Source organism: Paenarthrobacter sp. TAF1 (assembly GCF_052113825.1).
Classification (GTDB): domain Bacteria; phylum Actinomycetota; class Actinomycetes; order Actinomycetales; family Micrococcaceae; genus Arthrobacter; species Arthrobacter nicotinovorans.
In genome coordinates this window covers 110,182-131,323 of the sequence record NZ_JBFRDO010000009.1, presented here as the reverse complement: position 1 = coordinate 131,323, position 21,142 = coordinate 110,182, and the positions used below count along the sequence as shown (strand labels likewise).

17 protein-coding genes are annotated in these 21,142 nt (G+C 65.2%); 10 read left to right on the top strand and 7 right to left on the bottom strand.

All coding sequences use genetic code 11. From position 1 onward, the window contains the following. Positions 1-161: 161 nt before the first annotated feature. From AB4Y81_RS13670 to AB4Y81_RS13655, 4 genes are all read right to left on the bottom strand, one after another. Positions 162-1,154 (bottom strand): hypothetical protein, encoded by a 993-nt coding sequence (locus tag AB4Y81_RS13670; RefSeq protein WP_431230635.1) that lies wholly within the window; start codon positions 1,152-1,154, stop codon positions 162-164. Positions 1,155-1,305: 151 nt separating this feature from the next. After that, positions 1,306-3,033, bottom strand: coding sequence for a helicase HerA-like domain-containing protein (locus tag AB4Y81_RS13665; protein WP_441996095.1), 1,728 nt, complete (start codon positions 3,031-3,033; stop codon positions 1,306-1,308). A gap of 3 nt (positions 3,034-3,036) precedes the next feature. Next, complete coding sequence (locus tag AB4Y81_RS13660) at positions 3,037-3,555, bottom strand: GNAT family N-acetyltransferase (protein WP_026267222.1); 519 nt, start codon at positions 3,553-3,555, stop codon at positions 3,037-3,039. A gap of 79 nt (positions 3,556-3,634) precedes the next feature. Beyond that, positions 3,635-5,578 (bottom strand): FAD/NAD(P)-binding protein, encoded by a 1,944-nt coding sequence (locus AB4Y81_RS13655; protein WP_441996094.1) that lies wholly within the window; start codon positions 5,576-5,578, stop codon positions 3,635-3,637. 288 nt (positions 5,579-5,866) lie between these two features. Between AB4Y81_RS13655 and AB4Y81_RS13650 the strand changes: the two genes are divergently transcribed. The 7 genes from AB4Y81_RS13650 to AB4Y81_RS13620 are packed head-to-tail and all read left to right on the top strand — an operon-like array spanning position 5,867 to position 13,166. Then, the gene (locus AB4Y81_RS13650; protein ID WP_018778116.1) at positions 5,867-6,832 is read left to right on the top strand and encodes an amino acid ABC transporter permease; all 966 of its coding nucleotides are present in this window, start codon (positions 5,867-5,869) and stop codon (positions 6,830-6,832) included. Further along, the gene (locus tag AB4Y81_RS13645) at positions 6,829-7,740 is read left to right on the top strand and encodes an amino acid ABC transporter ATP-binding protein (RefSeq protein ID WP_018778117.1); all 912 of its coding nucleotides are present in this window, start codon (positions 6,829-6,831) and stop codon (positions 7,738-7,740) included. The genes AB4Y81_RS13650 and AB4Y81_RS13645 overlap by 4 nt, the downstream gene beginning before the upstream one ends. A gap of 10 nt (positions 7,741-7,750) precedes the next feature. Continuing rightward, positions 7,751-8,770 carry an ABC transporter substrate-binding protein gene (locus tag AB4Y81_RS13640; protein ID WP_441996093.1) on the top strand — a complete coding sequence of 340 codons (1,020 nt, stop codon included), beginning with the start codon at positions 7,751-7,753 and terminating at the stop codon, positions 8,768-8,770. Continuing rightward, positions 8,767-9,933 carry an LLM class flavin-dependent oxidoreductase gene (locus AB4Y81_RS13635; protein WP_079581854.1) on the top strand — a complete coding sequence of 389 codons (1,167 nt, stop codon included), beginning with the start codon at positions 8,767-8,769 and terminating at the stop codon, positions 9,931-9,933. The genes AB4Y81_RS13640 and AB4Y81_RS13635 overlap by 4 nt, the downstream gene beginning before the upstream one ends. Continuing rightward, a complete protein-coding gene (locus AB4Y81_RS13630; protein ID WP_441996092.1) occupies positions 9,917-10,762 on the top strand; it encodes a DUF1684 domain-containing protein in 846 nt (281 codons plus the stop codon). Before AB4Y81_RS13635 ends, AB4Y81_RS13630 begins: the two co-directional genes overlap by 17 nt. Continuing rightward, entirely contained in the window at positions 10,759-11,844 is a 1,086-nt protein-coding gene (locus tag AB4Y81_RS13625) for an LLM class flavin-dependent oxidoreductase (protein WP_441996091.1), read from the top strand. Before AB4Y81_RS13630 ends, AB4Y81_RS13625 begins: the two co-directional genes overlap by 4 nt. Then, positions 11,841-13,166 (top strand): NtaA/DmoA family FMN-dependent monooxygenase, encoded by a 1,326-nt coding sequence (locus AB4Y81_RS13620; RefSeq protein ID WP_079581857.1) that lies wholly within the window; start codon positions 11,841-11,843, stop codon positions 13,164-13,166. Before AB4Y81_RS13625 ends, AB4Y81_RS13620 begins: the two co-directional genes overlap by 4 nt. Before the next feature lie 183 nt (positions 13,167-13,349). Here the strand turns inward: AB4Y81_RS13620 and AB4Y81_RS13615 are convergent, their stop codons facing one another. Both AB4Y81_RS13615 and AB4Y81_RS13610 read right to left on the bottom strand, forming a co-directional pair. After that, entirely contained in the window at positions 13,350-14,507 is a 1,158-nt protein-coding gene (locus AB4Y81_RS13615; protein WP_018778124.1) for an FG-GAP repeat domain-containing protein, read from the bottom strand. 138 nt (positions 14,508-14,645) lie between these two features. After that, positions 14,646-15,086, bottom strand: a complete 441-nt coding sequence (locus AB4Y81_RS13610) for a GNAT family N-acetyltransferase (protein WP_064722454.1) — start codon at positions 15,084-15,086, stop codon at positions 14,646-14,648. A 62-nt stretch (positions 15,087-15,148) separates the two neighbouring features. On the opposite strand from AB4Y81_RS13610, the gene AB4Y81_RS13605 reads away from it, so the two are divergent. Continuing rightward, positions 15,149-16,078 (top strand): threonine/serine dehydratase, encoded by a 930-nt coding sequence (locus AB4Y81_RS13605; protein WP_441996090.1) that lies wholly within the window; start codon positions 15,149-15,151, stop codon positions 16,076-16,078. A gap of 78 nt (positions 16,079-16,156) precedes the next feature. Here AB4Y81_RS13605 and AB4Y81_RS13600 read toward each other — a convergent pair whose 3' ends face one another. Continuing rightward, positions 16,157-17,140 carry an ABC transporter substrate-binding protein gene (locus AB4Y81_RS13600; RefSeq protein ID WP_018778127.1) on the bottom strand — a complete coding sequence of 328 codons (984 nt, stop codon included), beginning with the start codon at positions 17,138-17,140 and terminating at the stop codon, positions 16,157-16,159. A 257-nt stretch (positions 17,141-17,397) separates the two neighbouring features. Here AB4Y81_RS13600 and AB4Y81_RS13595 point away from each other — a divergent pair, with 257 nt between their 5' ends. Both AB4Y81_RS13595 and AB4Y81_RS13590 read left to right on the top strand, forming a co-directional pair. Next, on the top strand, positions 17,398-18,387 hold the full coding sequence (locus AB4Y81_RS13595) for an LLM class flavin-dependent oxidoreductase (RefSeq protein ID WP_026267225.1): 990 nt from the start codon (positions 17,398-17,400) through the stop codon (positions 18,385-18,387). A gap of 108 nt (positions 18,388-18,495) precedes the next feature. After that, positions 18,496-21,132 carry a trehalase-like domain-containing protein gene (locus AB4Y81_RS13590; protein ID WP_441996089.1) on the top strand — a complete coding sequence of 879 codons (2,637 nt, stop codon included), beginning with the start codon at positions 18,496-18,498 and terminating at the stop codon, positions 21,130-21,132. Positions 21,133-21,142 lie beyond the last annotated feature (10 nt).

Genomic DNA, 21,142 nt, shown 5'->3' with positions numbered 1-21,142 from the left:
CTCCTCCCACACCGGGCAGGAGGCGGGCCGTTCTGCTTTTCACCGGGACCCGATCCCCAAAGGCCGCGTGCCACTACGCTGGCGGCGCCAGCCCTGCAGTACCAAAAACCAGCCCTGCAGTACCAAAAAGCACTACAAAACCGCCGGGTTTTTCCCGCAGGCTAGAACGTCAGCAGGGGTGTAACCGTCACAGTGTCGCCGCTGACATCCAACTGGGTGGTGAAGCTGAAGTCGTGCTCCACGTTGAGGTCGTTCACGAGTCCCGTGAACAGGTTGACCTCCCGGGCGGTCAGCGTAGCCTTGCCGTTCAACGGAGCAACAACCCATTTGCCGCTGAACGGTTCAATGGTGATCTTGGGATACTCCGTGATGGCCCACTTGATGGTGCCGTCCACTACCCGGGCATTGCTGACGTGGTAGAACGGGCAGTCGGGCTGCAGGCGCTGCTGTTCGGTGGCCTGGGCTGCGCAGGTGTCCAGGAATTCGCGCACTTTCCCAGCCACGGCATCGTTCATGGCTTTGGTGGACCGGGTCTGCAGGTTCAGGGGTGCCTGTCCGCCGTCGCGCGTTGTGACGAGCGCGGAGGTTGCGGGAGCTTCGAAATAAGTACCGTTAAGGCTGGCCTCGTACTTGCCCGGGAAGAACACGGCAAACGTGTTGCGGCCGTTGGGCATGTTGACGGGAACGCCGTTGAGGGTGGCTTCGCTGGAGTTCACCACGGTCACATCAATGGTGGGCAGGGTGGTGGGCACGAACGCCCACTTCCCGAAGAACAGCCACTGCGTACCGGTTCGTTCCATGAGGAATTCCGTGTGGAGCCGGCTGCCGTCCAAGGTGTAGTCCACGGGAACGGCTACCCGGTTTGCACTGCGGGCTTCGGGATTCCCCACATGGACGTCCGACAGCTTGGAAGCAGCGGTTTGGAGGGCCGTGCCGTCGAGCATGGCCGCGTTGGCGCTGGGCACTTTGGCCCGCAGGAGGCCCAGGGCTTCTTCGCCTTTGCCGTCCTGGAGCGCCTGCAGATACTCCTTGACGGGCTGCTGCGGACTGGCCACGGAAGAGCCCACCAGGTTGATGCAGACGATCGCGCCGACGACAGCAAGCATCAGACCGAGCAGCCATCCGGCTGCGGTCTTGACGAACGCTTGACTCAACTGCACGCCCTTTACGTTACCTGCCGCAACAGCCCACGCCGTGCAGGAGGTACCCGTTATGACGTTTTATCAGCCGTCTGGAGAAGCCCGACGGCGGGCGGCAGCAGGCGTCGCTGCCACCCGGCGTCGTGGTTCAACCAGGCTGGCGAAGCTAGCGCCGGCGACGTGAGGACGTGCCAAAAACTCCGCGCATGAGGTCCCGGCCCAGCTGCGTTCCCATGGATCGGACCATGCTCTTGAGGCCACCGCCCAGTGCGCCGCCAAGGGCTCCGGCGATGTCGCCGAACATGCCGCTGTCCTGTGGTGGTGCTTGCTGGGGGACAGGCTGGGGAGCGGGTGGCGCCGGGAAGGAGTCGGTGGTTGAAGTGGACGGCCGTGAACTGGGCCGTCCCAGGATCTCTTCCTCGATGCGGCGGGCTTCGGCGTCTATGTCCGCTTGGGATGTTCCAACGGGCGTGCCGGAAGACGGCACGGGCGGCAGCCCCGGTGCGGCATCGCCTGTCGGTGCGGCTGCCCGGCCATTGAGTTTCTCGTAGGCCGAGAGGTTGTCCACGGCTGTCCCGTACTTCGCCAGGAGCGGGGACGCGGCGACGGTGCTCTTGATGAGATCGTCGGCGCTGGGGCCCATGACCGACTCGGGGGCACGGAGCCGGGTCAGCGCCACAGGCGTGGGGGCGCCCTTTTCGTTCATGACGGTGATGACGGCCTCGCCAATGCCGGCTGACGTCAGGGTCTCTTCGAGGTCGTAGTCACTGACAGGGAAGGTGGACACGGTGGCCTTCAAGGCTTTGGCGTCCTCGGGGGTGAAGGCGCGCAGGGCGTGCTGCACGCGGTTGGCCAGCTGGCCCAGGACATCGGCCGGGACATCCTTGGGGGTCTGGGTGACGAAGAAGATACCCACGCCCTTGGAACGGATCAGCCGGACGGTGGTGGTGATGGCGTCGAGGAAGGCTTTGGAGGCGTCGTTGAACAGCAGGTGGGCCTCGTCCAGGAAGAACACGAGCTTGGGTTTGTCGAGGTCTCCGGCTTCGGGGAGGTCCTCGAAAAGGTCCGCCAAGAGCCACATGAGGAACGTGGAAAACAGGAGGGGCTTGGTCTGGAGCGTGGGCAGTTCCAGGCAGCTGATGACACCGCGGCCGTCCGGTGCTGTGCGGAGCAGTTCGGCGGTGTCGAACTCGGGTTCGCCGAAGAACTTCTCCATGCCCTGCGCTTCCAAGCCGACCAGCTCGCGGAGGATGACACCGGCGGTGGCCTTCGACAACCCGCCCAGTTCGGCGAGTTCGGCCTTTCCTTCGTTCGAGGTCAGGAACTGGATCACGGCGCGGAGGTCCTTGAGGTCGATCAGTTCAAGGTTCTTCTGGTCCGCGAAGTGGAAGATCAGCTGGAGGCTGGACTCCTGGGTGTCGTTGAGGTCCATGATGCGGGAGAGCAGGATGGGCCCGAACGAGGTAATGGTGGCCCGGACCGGAATGCCGTTGCCGTCTCCGCCGAGCGAAAGGAACTCGACCGGGAAGTTTTTGGCCTGCCAGTCCTGGCCGAGCGAGGACGTACGTGCCGTCAGCTTTTCACTGCCGGTGGCCGGCGTCGCCAACCCGGACAGATCACCCTTGATGTCCGCGAGGAAAACCGGGACGCCCGCCGTCGAGAGTTGTTCGGCGATCATGTGCAGCGTCACCGTCTTGCCGGTGCCGGTAGCGCCTGCCACAAGGCCGTGGCGGTTCATCATGGCGAGGGGCAGGCGGACCTGGGCTTCCTTGTAGACTTCACCGTCCACGATCGCGGCACCCAGCTCGATGGTGGCACCTTGCAGGGTGTACCCCTGCTGGATGGTGGCGAGTTTCTCAGCAGTTGTTGCTTTGGGTTCGTTGGCCATGCGCATAGCTTAGCTGGGCTTGGCAAGATCCTTGCTGAAGGCCAAATGCTTGATGTCTTCGGGGTCCGCGGCGAGGTCGAACAGGGCTTTGTACCCCGTGGCGAGGTACAGATTTTTCGCCTCGGGCTGGCGTGGACCGGTGGTCAGGTACAGCTTCCGGTAGCCGCGCCGACGGGCTTCGTTTTCGAGTTCGGCCAGGACCAGGCGAGCCAGTCCGCGCCTGCGGTGGGCGGAGTGGGTCCAGATCCGCTTGAGCTCGGCCGTGTGCTCGTCGTAGCGGCGGAAGGCGCCACCGGCCACGGATTCACCGTTTTCCTGGATGATGATGAGCGCTCCGTGCGGCGGCGCGAATTCCTCTGCCGGGTAGCGGTTCAATTCCTCGGCTGCGCCCTCGCTGCTGAACAGGTCACCGTATCGGGTGTTGTATTCGACGGCGAGCTCGTCCAGGAGCGGGCGGACGCGGGGATCGCGCATGGGCAGGCTGAGGACGGTAAGGCCCGACGTCGGCAGGGTTGGCGTTGTTGTCATGTCTGGCCTTTCGTAGGTGGAACCCAAGTGGGGGACAGCAGCTGCTGTCATGGCGGTTCAGTGCGACGTTTGCTGTCCCCTAGTTGGGATGGGGCGCTGGAACCGAGGCCGGGGCACTGGCGCCGGCTCCCTCCAACGTGGCAGCAACCGTGGCCAGGATCCTGCGCGCGAGGGCGTCGTTCTCCCGGAACGGGGCTGCGTTGGTGTTGGGGCGTGCAAAGGCTCCGGCACCCCAGCCCGAGGTCCACGGCCCCACGGCAAACAAACCATTCTGTGGTGTACCAACAGGGGACAATACCTCGTAATTCCCGGAGATCAGGAGTTTCCCGGTGGAGTGTGGGCCCTCGGAAGTGAGCAGCCGCTGCTCGGTGCCCCATCCGGCGTCGTGCAGGTCCGCCAAAGCGGGATTCGCCGAACGTTCCACGGAAGCGGAAGGCAGGCGCGCCTCGATGTAGGCGGATGCATCCACCACCACGGGCGACTGGAAGGACCCCGCCACGAAGCGGCCCACGGAATCATCGGCCCGTACCCACATGCCGGGGCCCAGGAATTTCAAGTACCCGGCCCTGTGCAGCGCGAGCATCTCCCGGAGCCGGTGCGACGGCGGCCCTGAGTCCACGAAGCTGAAGAAGCCGTGCCACCACCCATGGATGGACTGCTGGGACCGTGCGTTCAGCCGCTCCTGCGGGACCAGCCGGCCAAGGTCCATGTAGACGAACAATAATGCGGTGAACAGGGCCAGGGTCTCGGAATGGTCCGGGCCGGTCCGCAGGTCCAGGTCCCGCTGGATATAGGCGGCGACTGAACGCTGTACCGAGTCGTGATCGGCGAACGCGCAGCCACTGAGCGGGTGGTCCAGTTTTTCGAAGTCGAGGTGCAGGGCAGCGTCCCGCACGGAGACCGCCACCAGTTCTTCGCGCTGCGGGCTGTACCAGTCGAGAGCATCGAACCGGGCTTCAAAGGCGGCCCAGGTGCCCAGGACCCGCTCAGGGTAGCCGGTGAAGAGCTCGCGGTAGTAGGCGTAACCTGCGTCCTTGGCGATCAGCGGCCACAGCTGGGTACGGAAATCCAGCTCGTGATGCCCGGCCAGCAGGGCGCCGATGGCTTCGGCGGTGAAGTACCGCGGCCGCTCCACAGGACTGCGCAGGGTCGAGGAGATCTTGGAGTGGTAGGGCACGCCGCGTCGCGACCCCGCCCAGAGCCGCGGTTCGGCGCCGGAAGGCACGTAGTCGAGTCCGCCGTCGGGCCGTTCTTCAAAGCGGCCCCCGCGGCCCTCGAACAGCAGCACCAGCAAGTCCACGAACGCCAGTCCCATGCCGGAGACGATCACGTCCTGACCGGCCTCGATCCCGGAGTAGTCGACATCCGTGGTGTACGACGGCGGGGCGTGGAAGCCGCCGTGCCGGGCAGCGAAGTCGCTGTGGCGGGCGGACTCGCGGTCAACAAGGGAATCCGTGTGGCCCAGCGAGTACACCACGACGTCGGCAACAACCTCGCCGCCGGAGGCCAGCCGCACGCTGTGCCTGTCAGCGCCGGAACGTTCGACGCCGGTGGCGGTGTCGCGGTGCACCGTCACCGTTGTTTCGGGGCCCAGTGCGCTCACGGCGCGGCCGAAGAACCACTCCAGATATTTACTCTGGAGCTGCCGGGTGGGGAAAGACGCCGGGGTCAGCGAGCGCAGCTGGGCGAGCAGGTGCGGTTCCAAAGGAGGAACATCACGGATGCTGCCATCAAGTACTCCGGCGGCCCAAGCGGACAGTCCCGGTCCCTGTACGGACGGCCCCTCGCACGTCACGGACTCGTCAGTGAACATGGTGACATCGGCTGCGGTGGAGTTCAGCAGCAACCCCGGACTCTGGTCATAGCGCCAGATCCGCCCGGAGCCTGGCTGGTAGGGCTCAATGACGTGGAGGTGAAGGGGACCCTCGAACAGGCCGGGCCGGTTGGCGGCCAACCGTTCCAGGACGCCGGCCGTGCGCGGGCCGCCGCCAATGAAGGCGATGGCGGGAACTCGTGACGGCATGGGATCTCCTGGAATGCGGTGGTTGGTGATGCCCAATCTAGGGAGCTTTGGGTGCGTGGGTCGAGGCGCCGGTAACCGCCGTTCACCATGCGTCACGCACCGTCAACCCACGCAACGAAGCGACTCATATGGCCCTGCATGACGATGATTGTGACGCCGTGAGAACCCCGGCGAAGCCCCGCGAAGTCCAGTGAAGAAGTGCAAATTCCCGCCTTGCTGCGGGGTTTCGCACGCCCATAGATTGGCAGCCATCCGATAGACAACAACCGATCTGAAATGAGGTGGCGCATGAGTGCAATCGCACCGCCTGCCACGGCGGACACTGCACCGCCCACCCCGGATTATTCCGAGTACAAGCTGGTTCCTGCCCGTCATCCCTGGCGTTGGGTGGGCACAGTGGTGGTGGCCGCCGGCGTGGCCGCCATCGCATGGTCCCTTGTGACCAACCCCCGCTGGGAGTGGGGGGTGGTGGCCGAATGGTTCACGGCACAATCCGTAGTCAACGGCCTGGTGGAAACCCTCAAGCTCACGGCCATCTCAGGCGTCCTGGGATTCGTCCTAGGGTTCATCCTCGCCCTGATGCGGTTGTCGGCGTCCCCGCTGTTGGTTTCCGTCTCGTGGACCTTTTCGTGGATCTTCAGGTCGACTCCGCTGCTGGTCCAACTGCTGCTCTGGTACAACCTTGGCTACCTTTACGAGAAGATCAGCCTGGGCATCCCGTTCACGGACGTCCGCTTCTTCGAGGCCCAGACCACTACGCTGATCAGCCAGTTCGCTGCAGCAGTCCTGGGGCTCACCTTGAACCAGGCTGCCTACTCCGCGGAGATCATCCGCGGCGGCATCCTCTCCGTGGACCAGGGCCAGCTGGAAGCGGCCTCCGCGCTGGGCATTCCCGCGTGGCAGCGGAACACCAGGATCGTGCTGCCGCAAGCCATGCGTGCCATCCTGCCCAACGCCTTCAACGAGATCATCGGCCTGGTCAAGGGCACGTCGATCGTTTACGTCCTGGCTTACTCCGAGCTGTTCTACACAGTCCAGGTCATCTACAACCGGACCCAGCAGGTGCTGCCGCTGCTCCTCGTGGCGACGCTCTGGTACGTCGTGATCACCTCGGTACTGAGCGTTTTCCAGTACTACATCGAACGCCACTTCTCCAAGGGTGCCGTCCGGAACCTGCCGCTTACCCCGCTGCAGAAAGCGCGGAAATTCTTCGCTACCCATGTTGCTGCCTCTCCCACGAAGGACGCCCGATGAGCACCGTCGCCGCACGCAAAGAATCCAAGACGACAGCACAGGCCGCGGACGAGGCTCCGGCTGAAACTTCGGCTGCCGCGTCAGCCGGCACGACGGCGGCCCGGCCCGCCTCTGCTGACCGGCAAGCGACCCGAGGACAGGTGGATATCACCAACGTCCGTAAGTCCTTTGGCGCCACCGAGGTCCTCAAAGGCGTGTCACTGTCGGTTCCGCCGGGCGGCGTCGCGGTGATCGTGGGCCCCTCCGGTTCGGGCAAGTCCACCCTGCTCCGGACCATCAACCACCTGGAAAAGGTGGACGGCGGCTACATCACCATCGATGGCGAACTGGTGGGTTATGAGGTCCGCGGCAACAAGCTCCATGAGCTCCGTGAGAAGGACATCCTCAAGCAGCGCACCAACATCGGCATGGTGTTCCAGAGCTTCAACCTCTTCCCGCACCTCACGGCACTGGAGAACGTCATCGAAGCGCCGATCGTGGCCCAGAAGCGTTCCAAGGCCGAGGCCCGGAAGCGTGGTTTGGAGCTCCTGGACCGGGTGGGCTTGAAAGACCGCGCCGACGCCTACCCCCGCCAGCTCTCCGGCGGCCAGCAGCAGCGCGTTGCCATCGCCCGGGCGTTGGCACTCGATCCCAAGATCCTGCTCTTCGACGAGCCGACGTCCGCGTTGGACCCGGAGCTGGTCAACGAGGTCCTCGACGTTATCCGGGAACTCGCCACGTCCGGAACCACGCTCATCGTCGTGACCCACGAGATGGGCTTCGCCCGGGACGTCGCGGACACCGTGGTGTTCATGGACGACGGCCTGATCGTCGAGTCCGGCACACCCCAGGACATCTTCGCCAACCCCCGCGAGGAACGCACCCGGAGCTTCTTCTCCAAAGTCATCGAACCAGCTTTCAACATCTAGGACACCCTCCATGCTTCGCACCGCCCACGGCTTCGCCGCTCATGAAACAAAACCGCGCTCAACCAAAAGCCGGCTCCTGGCACTTGCTGTACTTCCCGCCGTCGTGCTTCCTGCGCTGGCGGGGTGCTCCGATCCTGGAGCGTCGGCAGCAAAGCCCGAATCCGAAGCCGCCAAGAACGGAATCGTCTACAACACCACCGTGGACCAGAACCGGATCCGGGGTGAGAAGGACACGACGGCGGCCGCAGCGGTACCCGCAGCCATCGCGAAGGACGGCAAGCTGACCGTTGCCACCACAGCCGGCTCCATACCGCTGTCCTTCCACGCCACCGACGACAAAACGCCGATCGGCGTGGAAGTGGATATCGCCCAGCTCGTCGCCGACAAGCTCGGCCTGGACCTGGACCTGCAGGTGACGTCGTGGGAGAACTGGCCGCTCAAGACCCAGTCCGGTGACTTCGAGGCCGTCTTCTCCAACGTGGGCATCAACGCCGCCCGCGTGAAGCTGTTCGACTTCTCCACGTACCGTGCCGCGTTCATGGGCTTCGAAGCGAAGAAGAGCTCCAGCTACGACATCAAGGGCTCGGATGACATCTCCGGCCTGAAGATCTCCGTGGGCTCCGGCACCAACCAGGAGAAGATCCTGCTGGCTTGGAACAAGGAGCTCGAAGCGAAGGGCAAGGCTCCCGCCACCCTTCAGTACTACTCCTCCGACGCCGACACCATCCTGGCGTTGTCGTCCGGCCGCACCGACCTGAACCTCGCTCCGTACCCCTCGGTGACCTATCGCGAGAACACCCGCGACGACCTCAAAGTGGTTGGCAAGGTCAACGCCGGATGGCCCTCCGAAACGTTGGTGGCAGCCACCACCCTCAAGGACAACGGCCTGGCTCCGGCCATCACCGAAGCCCTGAACTCCACCATCAAGGACGGCTCGTACGGCAAGGTCCTGGAACGCTGGGGACTTTCCGAAGAAGCCGTGCCGGAGTCGAAGACCGTCACGGAAGCCACTTTTGGGACGGGAAAGTGAAGTTCCAGGTCCTCGACATCATCCCGCACCTGAAGAATCCGGTGACGGGGGAGATCGTCTCCACTGCTGATCGGCTCAACCAGGTGGTGGAGACGGCTCGCCGTGCGGAGGAACTCGGTTTCGACAGCTTCTCCGTGGGTGAGCGTCATGCCGGCGAGTTCGTCTCGTCATCCCCGACGACGGTCCTCGCCGCGATTGCCGCCGTCACCACCCGGATCCGCCTCCAGACCGGCGTCACCGTACTCTCCGTACTGGATCCCGTGCGGGTGGCGGAAGACTACGCCACCATCGACCAACTGAGCCGCGGCCGCCTGGAGCTCGTGATCGGCAAGGGCAACGAGGTCCTGCAGTACCCGCTGTTCGGGCTGTCCCTCGATGACCAGTGGGACCTGCTCGCGGAAAAGTACGCGCTGCTGCGTACGCTGTGGCGCAAGGAAAGCGTCACGTGGTCGGGCCGCTTCAGGCCCGCCCTGACCGAGCCAACCACGACGACGCCCCGCCCCTTCGCGGGGTCGCCCCGGATTTGGCACGGCTCGGCTACAACCCTGACGTCCGCTGCGCTCGCCGCCAAATGGGGCGATCCCCTGTTCACGGCCAACGCCATCCAGCCGCGCGGGAACTACAAAGTCCTGATCGACCATTACCGCGAAGAGTACGAGCGCCACGGGCACGATCCCCGGCATCAGTACCTCGGCTCGGGCAGCGGTGCCGGCGGTGTGTTCATCGCGGACACCACCCAGGAAGCCATCCGGCAATACGGCCCGGTTTACGAAGGACTCACTGCCGGGCGCAACGTTCCGGGCAACAACACACCGTTCCGGGACATCCACCACGCCGTGGCAGAGGGACCGGCCCTGGTAGGCAGCCCGGAGCAGGTAATCGACAAGATCCTCAGCTACCACTCGCTGTACAACCACGATCTCCAGTCGATCTCCCTGCCCACCACACTGCCGTTCGAACAGCAGCTGGAGATACTGGAACGCTTCGCCCTGGACGTCATTCCCGCAGTCCGGGCGTCCGCACCGACAACCCTGTGGGAATCCGACGATCCCTTCGGCGGCCGCCCGGAATTCGCCGGCGCCACCGAACCGGACGCCGCAGCAACCGTAACCGCAGACCACGCCTTCAACAGGAGCGATACCGCCAATGTCTACGCACACTAATAGCGCTACGCATGCCGCATCCGCACTCGAAGCCTTTGACCAGGAATGGCAGGACTGGCACGAGGCCCACGAGCGTCACCGCGCCCACCCGCACGGCTTCCTCGCCGTGACCCACCTGCACTGGCTGACCGGCGACGCGACCCGGCTGGAAGGTGCCCCCGGCACCTGGAGTGTGGACGCCGACGTCGTGCGTGTCGTCCTGGAACCGGGCGAAAGCCTGCAGCAGGACGGTGTCGAGCTGAACAACGGGACGGTCCTCGAGCTGGGACCCATTGAGGAACGCGGCGGCATCAACCTGGTATCCGGAGACACCGTGATCGAGGTTGCCAAGCGCGGCGGCGAGTACATCGTGCGTCCCCGAAACCCGGAAAACGCGCTCCTGCGTCAGTACCAGGGCACTCCGGCGTACACGCCCAATGCTGCCTTCGCCGTGGCCGGTACCTTTGTCCCGTTCGAGGTCCCGCGGCCCACCACGGTGGGTGCCGCCGTCGAAGGCATCCAGCACGTGTACGAAGCCCCGGGCGAGATCCGCTTCAAGCTGGCCGGCGAGGAACTCGCGCTGACAGCCTTCAACGGGCATGCCCCGGGTTCCCTGTCCGTGCTGTTCACCGACCAGACCTCCGGCAAGACCACGTACGCGGCCAACCGCTCGCTGTCCGTGGTTCCGGCCGCCGATGGCTCGGTGCGACTCGATTTCAACCGGGCAGTGAACCTGCCGTGCGCCTACACCGACCTTGCTACCTGCCCGCTGCCTCCCGCCGAAAACCGGCTCCCGGTGGCCATTGAAGCCGGCGAGAAGATTCCCTACGAACGTCAGGACCAGAAGTGAGCATTGCCAAGAAGGCCGGGTTCCTGGCCATTGAACTCGATGGTGCCGGGTACGCAAACCTTGCCCGCGCCGTCCTCGACGCCGAGTCCGCGGGCTTCCACGCGGCAACCTTCAAGGACACCCCGGACGCCGGTCGCGCGAACGCCCTGCAACGGGCGGCCTTTGCCGGACCAATCACACGGACCATCGCCGTGGTCCCCGAGGTGGACACTGTATATACGGAGCCGTTCCACATTTCCACACAGCTTGCCAGCCTGGACTACGTGTCCGGCGGCAGGGCCGGGTGGATTGCCACGGCGGCGGAGTCGCCCGAGGCCGCTGCCGCCGTCGGACGGTCCTTTGTCACGGGTAACGCTCTTGCACAGGAAGCTGCCGCCTCGATCGAAGCAGGCCACCGGCTCTGGGATTCCTGGGAAGACGACGCCGTGATCCGCGATGTCGCCACGGGGCGCTACCTGGACGTCGACAAGCTTCACTACGTGGACTTTGAAACCCCGGCTGACTTCAGTGGCACGCCGTATTCCGTGAAGGGACCGTCCATCATCCCCAGGCCCCTGCAAGGCCAGTTGCCCGTGCTGGCAGCTGCGAAGCTGGTGGGCGAAGGCCAGGTTCCGGTTGAGGCGGTGGACGCTGTCCTGGTGTCCGCGCCGACGCCCGAGCTGCTGACTGCCGAAATCCGGGATGTTCGCGCACGGCTCGGCGGCTCGGTGGCGATTGTGGCGGAGCTCGACGTCCTCCTGGACGCACGCGGGCAAAGCGCGGCCTCACGCCCGGTGGCCTCACCCGAGGCGGCCCTGTCCGACAGCGAACGGGCGCGTTACACCGGCCCCGCCGATGGACTCATCGAGCTCCTTGAGGTGCTGCTCGCCGAGGCCGACGGAGTCCGCCTCCACCCCGCGGCCCTGGAGGTGGAGCTGGAGGAACTGTCACGGCTGGTCCTCCCGGAGCTCCGGCGCCGCGGTTCAGTGCGGCCGCCCGTCCTGGATGGAACGTTCCGCGATGTACTCGGCCTGGAGCGCCCCCAAAGCCGCTATTCGACATCTGCCGCGGCCGTCGCCGCAGGAAAGCAGGGACCAGCATGACACGCGATATCTTCCAGCCGAGCGGCCGGATCCAGTTCGGTATCTTCTTCCAGGGCGTCAACTCCGGCACCATCTGGAAAGCGGCCGAATCCGGTTCGCAGACCGACTTCGAATCGTTCCGCCACATCGTGCAAACGGCTGAGCGTGGCAAGTTCGCCGCGTTCTTCCTGGGGGAAGGGCTGCGGCTCCGCGAACACCTCGGGCGCCCGCATGCCCTGGATGTCGCCGGACGGCCCGATGCCCAGACCATGCTCGCTGCTTTGGCGTCCGTGACGAAGAACATCGGCCTGGTGGCTACGCAGAACACCACCTACAACGACCCCGCAGACCTTGCACACCGCTTGTCCTCGCTGGACCTCATCTCCGGCGGGCGGGCAGCCTGGAACGTGGTGACGACGGACAACGCCTGGACCGGGGCCAACTTCCGCCGCGGCGGCTACCTTGACCACGCCGATCGCTACAAGCACGCCGAGGCTTTCGTCGAAACCGCCAAGCGGATCTGGGACTCCTGGGAAACGCCCACCGGCCCGGCACGCCGGGTGGTGCACCAAGGGCAGCACTACACCGTGGACGTCACCCCGCGCTTGCCCCGCAGCGCCCAGTACCGGCCCGTGCTGTTCCAGGCCGGCGACTCACCCGAGGGCCGCGACTTCGCTGCCCGGCAAGCGGACGTCATCTTCTCCGCGCACCCCAAGTTCGATGACGCCGTCGAGTTCCGGCGCGACATCGTTTCCCGTTCCGTAGCCGCTGGACGGGGTGCGAACGCGGTGCAGATCATGCCTGCCAGCGAATTCATCCTTGCCGCAACGGACCAGGAAGCCCAGGAGAAAAAGGCCTGGGTCCGGAGCCTGCAGATCGGACCCCAGCAGGCGATTGCCTACCTGGAACAGTTCTGGGGCCGCGAGCTTTCCTCCTACGATCCCGATGGTCCCCTCCCGGAGATCGATCCCGTGGTGGAGGAAACGTCCGAAACCCGTGGCAGCGGATTCCACGGTGCCAAGGCACGGCAACTTGCCGATCAGTGGAGGGCCGAGGCCAAGGACAAGGGCTTGAGCATCCGGCAGTTCGTCACCTCAAAGACGGCACGCATCGATGCCACCTTTACCGGTTCCTACACCGCCGTCGCCGACCACCTCGCCGAATACGCCAGGGTTGGTGCCGTGGACGGCTTCAACATTTCGCCATGGCTCATCCCCACCGGTCTAGACGAGATCGTGAACCACCTTGTGCCCGAGCTCCAGGACCGTGGCGTGTACCCCACGGAGTACCGGGGCGCCACGCTCCGCGAAAACCTGGGCCTGGAAACGCCCGTGCGTTCCTGATGAAGCGTGCATATTCTGCTGGATCATTCCATTGGCGCCGGCGAAAAACCCCGGAAACGCGGGGCGTGTTACGCCTGCTCCTGGCAATGATCCAGCAGAATTCCGCATCGGAGGGCGGGGATGATGCCCGCGCTACGGTGAAGCTCCAGCTGACGGTGTGGGGGCAGTCCCTCTAATGGACCCCTAGAGCAGTTCCCGGAACACGTCCCACCCGTTGCCGACCGGGCCGTACGGACCATAAAGCCCTGTGGTGGCAGCGCCTGTGGAGTACAGGACAAGATCGCCGTTCTGGTTGATGGCAACCAGGTTGTTGTACTTCTGATGAGCGAAGCTGCCCAGGCCCGACACATCCCGGAACGTGTTCCAGCCGCTGCCCATGAACGCGGGAACACCCCAACCGCCCTGGCCGTCGGTGGGGTACAGCTGGAGGCCGCCGCTGTGGTCGCGGCCGAAGATCTCCACTGTGCCATCGCCGTTCATGTCGCCGCTGGTGATGATCTTGTTCATGACCTGCCAGCCCCAGCCCACCTTGCCGGGCGCCAGCCACCCGCCCTCGCCATCTCCCGGGTACAGGAACAGATCGCCCGCGGGATTCCGGGCAAGGACATCGTTGTGGCCGTCGCCGTTGAAGTCCCCGGGACCCACGATCGAGTCGAAAATGTTCCAACCGGCGCCCACCTGGCGGGCAGGAAGCCAGCCGCCGTCGCCGTCACCCGGGTAGAGGAACAGCTGGCCCGCTGAGTTCCTGGCAAGGAGGTCATTGAATCCGTCGCCGTCAAAGTCGCCGGGCGAGAAGACAATGTTGAACATGTTCCAGCCCGCCCCTACCTGCCGGGGTTCGTCCCATGTTCCCCAGTACGCGGGGCAGGGTCCCTCGCAGGCGCCCTTGTAATACGTGTAGGTCCGCGGGTACAGGATCAGCCGGCCGTCGGCGGTCCGGGCCAGGGGTTCGAAGTTGCCCCTGCCTGTCCAGCCCATTGCCCGGTTGGACGCTTTGATCGGCGCGGTTTCCGCACTCAATTGCGTGCCTGTGGGGCAGCCGGGCTCACCGGGAGTCAACGGATGGACACGCAACGAGATCCTGGAGCCCTGGTCTTCGGGCAGGACCTTCAGGGTTTCTCCCTGGCGTTCCTGGGGTAGGGTCTCGCCGTCGCGCAGCCACTCCAGGGTGATGCCGTCGCTGGAACCGTCGGGGTTCCTGCAACCCCAGTAGTCGTAGTTGTACTGGCGGCGCATCTCGGACCCAACGTACGGAACGCCGTCGATGTACGGAGTTGGCTGGTAGTCGGCAAGGGCTGGTCCGGCGCCCACCAGCCCGGATGCCAGGAGACCCGTTGCCATTGCAGTAGTGGTTGCACGTCTTAGCAGACGCGATCGAATCAACAAGCGCGCTCGAAAGTTCCCCATTTTCCCCCCGGAAAGTATCGCGTCATGGCCGCGTGGTGTGTGCTGAGGTTACCGCATTCCGGGGAGGCGTGGTCAGCTGTTGCCCGGGGCCACCATGAACACGTCGACGGGGTCCTCGGATTCCAGGACGAAGCCGTGCCGCTCGTAAAGACGCCGGGCCGGGCTTCCCTGGAGCACGTCCAGGCGGAAGGGGCGTTCGTCCACCGATGCGCCCATCACATGCCGGAGAACGGCCCCGCCAAGTCCCTTGCCCTGATGTGCCGGGGCGATGAAGAAATGTTCTATCCACCGGGCGTCCGCTTCGGGCCTGACCGCGATCACTCCGGCGTCGACGCCGTCGCTATGGATGACGTAGGTTTGCTCCGGCTCGAAGGCGGCAAGGAAGCGCTCGCGGACGCGCACGGGGTCGAAGCGTCCGAGGCGTTCCAGGTCCGGCCGCATCACCACGGCGCGAAGCTCGGCAATCCAGGCGGCATCGGTGGCTACGGCGGGGCGGAGGACAAAGTCAGGCATGGATCAAGCCTATGCGGGACGGCCGAACCATAGGATGAAGGCTGACGAAAGGTGCAGCCACAATGGTCACACGCGAAGAAGTAGAAGCAGCATACGCCCGGACATCGGGCTGGGTGCGGCACACGCCCCTTGCTGAAAGCGGGAACCAGGAGCCGTACCACTTGTGGTTCAAGTGCGAGTACATGCAGCACACGGGCTCGTTCAAGGCCCGCGGTGCCTTCAACCGGCTGCTCACCGCCAGGGAGAACGGTGAATTGGATCCCGGCGTCGGCATCGTGGTGGCTTCCGGTGGAAACGCCGGCCTGGCGAACGCATTTGCCGCAGCGAAGCTCGGCGTTCCCGCCACCGTGTTCGTCCCCGAATCGGCTCCGGCGAACAAGGTCCACAAGCTGTACGCCGTTGGGGCCACAGTAGTCCAAGGCGGTGCCGAGTACGCCGAGGCCTACGCCGCCGCCGTGAAGTTCGCGGAGGAAAAAGGCGCTGTCTATTGCCACGCGTACGACCAGCCGGAGATCGTGGCGGGTGCCGGTGGCGTCGGCCTTGAGCTGCTGGATGAACTGCCCGACGTCGATACCATCCTGGTTGCCGTAGGTGGAGGCGGGTTGATGGGCGGCATTGCCGCAGCCGTTGAGGGGAGGGCCCATGTGGTGGGCGTCGAACCGGAGACGGTTCCCACGCTGCACACCGCGCTGGCCCAGGGCGAGCCGGTAGATGTGGCTGTCTCCGGCATTGCCGCCGATTCCCTGGGTGCCCGGCGGATCGGCGAGATCGGTTTCGGGGTCGCCCGCCGGACCGGGGTAGAGAGCGTCCTGGTCACGGACCAGGACATCGTCGACGCCCGGCGTTCCTTGTGGGAGAAGCACAGGATCGTGGTGGAACACGGCGCTGCCGCGGCGTACGCGGCCCTGCTTTCAGGGGCGTACACACCGAACGACGGCGAGACCGTGGCGGTTGTTCTCTGCGGCGCCAACACGGATCCCGCCCACTTCTAGGCGCACCAAAGCAGGGGACAGCAAACGCTCCATCGAGCGGTCATCGCGACATGTGCTGTCCCCTGCTTGGGTGGGGTACTACTTCTTGGGCAGGCCTGCCGGGTTCAGCTCGGACGCCGGGATGGCCTCGGAGGACAGTCCCCAGCGGTCCAGGATCTTGCCGTAGTTGCCGTCCTTGATGAGGGTATTGAGGGCTGCCTGCGCGGCGACGGCCAAGCCGTTGCCCTTCTGGGTGGTGAAGGCAATTTCGGCCTTCAGGGGCCAGCCTCCCTCAAGGGTGCCCACCTCCTTGGTTTTGCCGTCCTTGGCAGCCTTGTACGCGGCGGAGGCGTTGGGTCCGAACGTCAGGTCCGCACGTCCGGACTGGAGGGCGAGCTGGGAGGCGGAGTCGTCGTCGTAATACTGGAACTCAACCGGCTTCAGCCCGTTCTTCTTGTTCTCCTCGTCCCAGCGCACCAGGATTGCTTCCTGGTTGGTGCCCGAGCCGACGATGATGCGCTTGCCTGCGACGTCCTTGGGTTCCTTCACTGTTGAGATGTCGGAGTCGGCCTTGGCGTAGAAGCCCAGGAGGTCGTTGCGGTAGGTGGCGAAGTCGAACTTTTCCTTACGGGCCTCGGTGACCGTGACGTTGGAGAGGACGGCCTCGTACTTTCCGGATTCGACACCCAGCGGCCAGTCGGCCCATGCAACCGGCAGCACCTCGACCTGCAATCCCAGGGTCTCGCCCACAGCGTAGGCGATATCCACTTCGCTGCCGATCAGCGTCTTGTTGTCAGTGGCGAACGTGCTCAATGGGGGAGTGCCGCCTGTGGTCACCACGGTCAGTTTGCCGTCGGCTTTGATGGCGTCGGGGACCAAGGCTGCCGCAGCGGAATCCACGGCCACTTTGATGCGGTCCTGCTGCGGGGTCAGGTTGAATTGTTTGGTTGCGCTGGATGAAGCGTTCGACGCCGGCGCTGACGCGGCTGCCGTGGCTCCTGGATCCGAGCATGCCGTCAACCCCAGCAGTGCGGTGGCGGCCAGCGCCGCGGTGATGCCGGATGCGGCGGTAAAACGTGCCATGGGTTCTCCTCGAAGGGCTCTGATGCGTAGTCGTGGCTGCAACTATCCGGCAGGCCTGCGAGGGTGGTCAAAGCGCTCCGAAACCCTGGGATACAGGGGTTCACGGCAGTTAATCAGGCGTCGAACAGGGTCACAAAGGCCGGGCCCGAACAGCACGCGACGCAACTCACAGAAATAAGCCGGGTGCCGCCGTCGTTGTCGCTAGAGTGCCCGGAAAGCAGAAGCGGGCGCCGCGAAACGTACCGAAAGGCTTCACCGTGACTGTTCCTCTTTCCATCCTCGACCTGGCAACCATCGGGAAGGGCCAGACGGTGGCGGAGAGCCTTGCGGGCAGTGTCGCCATGGCGCAGAAAGCCGAAGAGCTTGGCTACCGTCGGGTCTGGTACGCCGAGCACCACAACATGTCCGCCATCGCGTCGTCGGCCACGAGCGTGCTGATCGCACACGTCGCCGCGCACACCAACACCATCCGCCTGGGCGCCGGCGGTGTGATGCTGCCCAACCACTCGCCGTTGACCATCGCCGAACAGTTCGGCACCTTGGAGACGCTCCACCCGGGACGCATAGACCTCGGTTTGGGACGTGCCCCCGGCAGCGACCAGAACACCATGCGTGCGCTGCGCCGTGACCACACATCTTCCGACAGGTTCCCTCAGGACGTCCTGGAACTGCAGGGCTACCTCACAGGCCCCACCCGCATCCAGGGTGTCGAAGCGACGCCAGGCAAGGGCACCAACGTGCCGCTGTACATTCTGGGTTCCTCGCTCTTCGGCGCGCAGCTGGCCGCCCAGCTGGGTTTGCCGTACGCCTTCGCTTCACACTTCGCCCCGGCCGCGCTGCAGGACGCCGTGGCTGTTTACCGGCGTGAGTTCAAGCCCTCGGAACAGTTGTCCGAGCCGTACGTGATCGCGGGAGTGAACGTCACGGCGGCGGACACCAATGCCGAGGCGCAGGCCATCAACCTGGCAGTGAAGCGTGCACGGGTCTCCCTGTTCTTCGGTGGCGGACGCGAGTTCACGGATGACGAAGCGGATATGGTCCTCGACTCCCCGCAGGGCCAGCACATCGCCCAGATGATGAAGTTCTCGGCCGTCGGCACCAAGGACGTTGTCCGCGAGTACCTGGATGAGTTCGCCCGGTTCGCAGACGCAGACGAATTGATCGTGGCCCACCAGAGCATCGGCACTGCGGAGCGTTTGCGGTCCGTGGAGCTGCTTGCCGAGGTAGCTGGCCTGGTACCGGCGTAAACACCCGCATAAATCCAAGGAAAAGCTTTACTCGTTTGCAATCTACTAGGTAGTCAAGCGAAACCGTCGGGGCGGAGACTGTAGTTATCGGCTTCGGAAGGATCCGCCATGCCCACGCACTTGAATCAATCAGTCGCCGACTCCGCGCTGCTGATGAAATCGCTCCCGCTTGGCCTCCTCCGGACGGTCCTTCAATCCGACGCGCACAACGGCATCACCCCTGAGTTGTTCGCGGAGCTTAAGGTCCTGGCCAGGGTTCCCGGCCTCCTGGTGGCCTGCAACTACGGCGGGACGCTCTGCTCGGCGGAGGGAGTATCCACCGAGACGCTGCCCTTGGACAGCGCGGCGGTGGCGCTCCGTGCTCTCGCAGCCCTCCCCAACACCCACGCAGCCATCATTTCCGGCAGGTCTTTGCGGGACCTGGCAGCAGTGTCCCGGCTTCCGGCCGAGGTCCATTTGGTGGGTTCCCACGGGGTGGAGTTCGACATGGGCTACGCCTACACGCTTTCCCTCGCCACGGAGCAGTTGCTCCAACAGGTAGCTACGGCGTTGACCGAGGCCGTGGGATTCGAGAAGGGCATCAGCGTTGTCCGAAAGCCCGTAGGCGTTGCTGTCCACACCCGGCCGGCCACGCCCGAGGTTGTGGACCGGGCGGTGTACGCCTCGCAGAAGATCGCGATCGAATTCGGCCTCTACTTCATCATCGACGGAACGGTGCTGGACCTCACGGTGGAGGAGCCGGCGAAGGGCCAAGCCCTGGAGCAGCTCCGCGCCCGGTTGGGCGTCAGCGCGGCACTGTATGCGGGCGATGCCGAGAGCGACGAAAAAGCGCTGGCCACTTTGCGGGGGCCGGACCTCGGTTTGCATGTGGGGCCCGGAAGCACGACGGCGGCACACACCCTTCCGGATCCGGAAGCCTTTGCACACGTGCTGGCCTTGCTGTTCGAGCTGCGGCGGGCATGGCTCTTCGGCGAAGACGCGGTGGGCCTGGAACGACACTCGATGATCGGCAACGGAAGCTCCACGGCCTTGCTTACGCCGGATGCCAAGGTCTGCTGGATGAGCCACCCGCTGCCCGATTCGGGCTCTCTGTTCGCCCATATCCTTGGCGGGGATCCGGCCGGCCACTTTAGTATCGAACCGGTGAAACCGTCGCAGGTGCTGGCCCAGCGCTACGTGGACAACACCATGATCGTGGAAACCCGTTGGGCAGACGTTACCGTGACGGACTACCTGGAACCCGCCCCGGAGGGGATCACCAGCCTGGTCCGGGTGTTGTCCGGAACGGGGTCGGCCCGCGTGGTCTTCGCTCCGCGGCCCGACTACGCCAACGCACCGTTCAGCATGGAAATCCGCGGCGACGAGGTCCATATCCTGGGCACCTCGGATCCGATCATCCTGTCCGCTCCCGGGGTTGCGTTCTCCATCACCAGCGACGGCCGCTACGCCACTGCCACAGCTGAAGTCGCCCTCAGCGACGGGCCTGTGGTCCTCAATATGCGCTGTGGGGATACCGAGCCGCCGCCCCCGGACCCTGCCGGCGAGCCCCACCGTCGTGCCGCCGTCGGGCAGGTTGCGCGTGAGTGGGTCAAAGCACTGCAGCTGCCCACCATCAAAACGTCACTGGTGCGGCGCTCCGCGCTGGTCCTCAAGTCGCTGGTCCACGAGCCCACCGGTGCCGTGCTGGCTGCGCCCACCACGTCCCTGCCGGAAGGAATCGGCGGAACCCGGAACTGGGATTACCGGTACTGCTGGCTGCGCGACGGGTCCATGACCGTGAACTCGCTGGTGTCCTTGGGGTCCACGGATGAAGCGGACGGGTTCCTGCGGTGGTTGGGCCGTATCCTGGACAACGCCCCCGGCCCGGAATGGCTGCACCCCCTTTACTCGGTGACGGGCTCACCGTTGTCTACGGAGGCCATCGTGGAGAGCCTGCCGGGGTACGCGGGGTCCAGGCCTGTACGGATCGGGAACGCAGCGGACCACCAGGTGCAACTGGACGTGTTCGGCCCCATCGCCGAGCTGATCCATGATCTGTCGGAGCGGCGCGGATTCCTGCCGGACGAGCACTGGTTCCTGATGGAGCAAATGGCGCATGCGGTGCTGGCCCGCTGGCATGAGCCCGACCACGGGATCTGGGAAGCGCGCCGCCCGCCTCGCCACCACGTCTATACCAAGGTCATGTGCTGGGTCACGCTGGACCGGGCGCTGCGTGCTGCTGCCCTGCACGGCCGGACGCCGCACGCGGACTGGGCACCCACGGCGGCGACGATCCGTGAGGAAGTCCTTCGCGAGGGCTGGGATTCGTCGGCGCGGTCCTACACCGTGGCCTACGACAGCCCGGACCTCGACGCCGCAGTTCTCCACGTCGGACTGTCCGGCCTCCTGGACGTCCAGGACCAGCGGTTCCTGGATACCGTGACTGCGGTGGAGCGGGAGCTGCGCGTCGGCCCTACCGTCTTCCGGTACAGGTACGACGACGGCCTGCCGGGCCTGGAGGGCGGCTTCCACATTTGCACCACCTGGCTGATTGAGGCGTACCTCGCGGTGGGGCGACTGGACGATGCGCTGGAACTGTTCAACCAGTTGGTGGCCCTGTTCGGTCCCACCGGGCTGCTGCCCGAGGAGTACGATCCGGGCACGGAAACGCACCTCGGCAACCATCCCCAGGCCTACTCACACCTCGGCTTCATCCGCTGCGCGCAGCTCCTGGACCACTACCTGGCCAGCGCCGACGTGGAGTAACGCTGGTTGG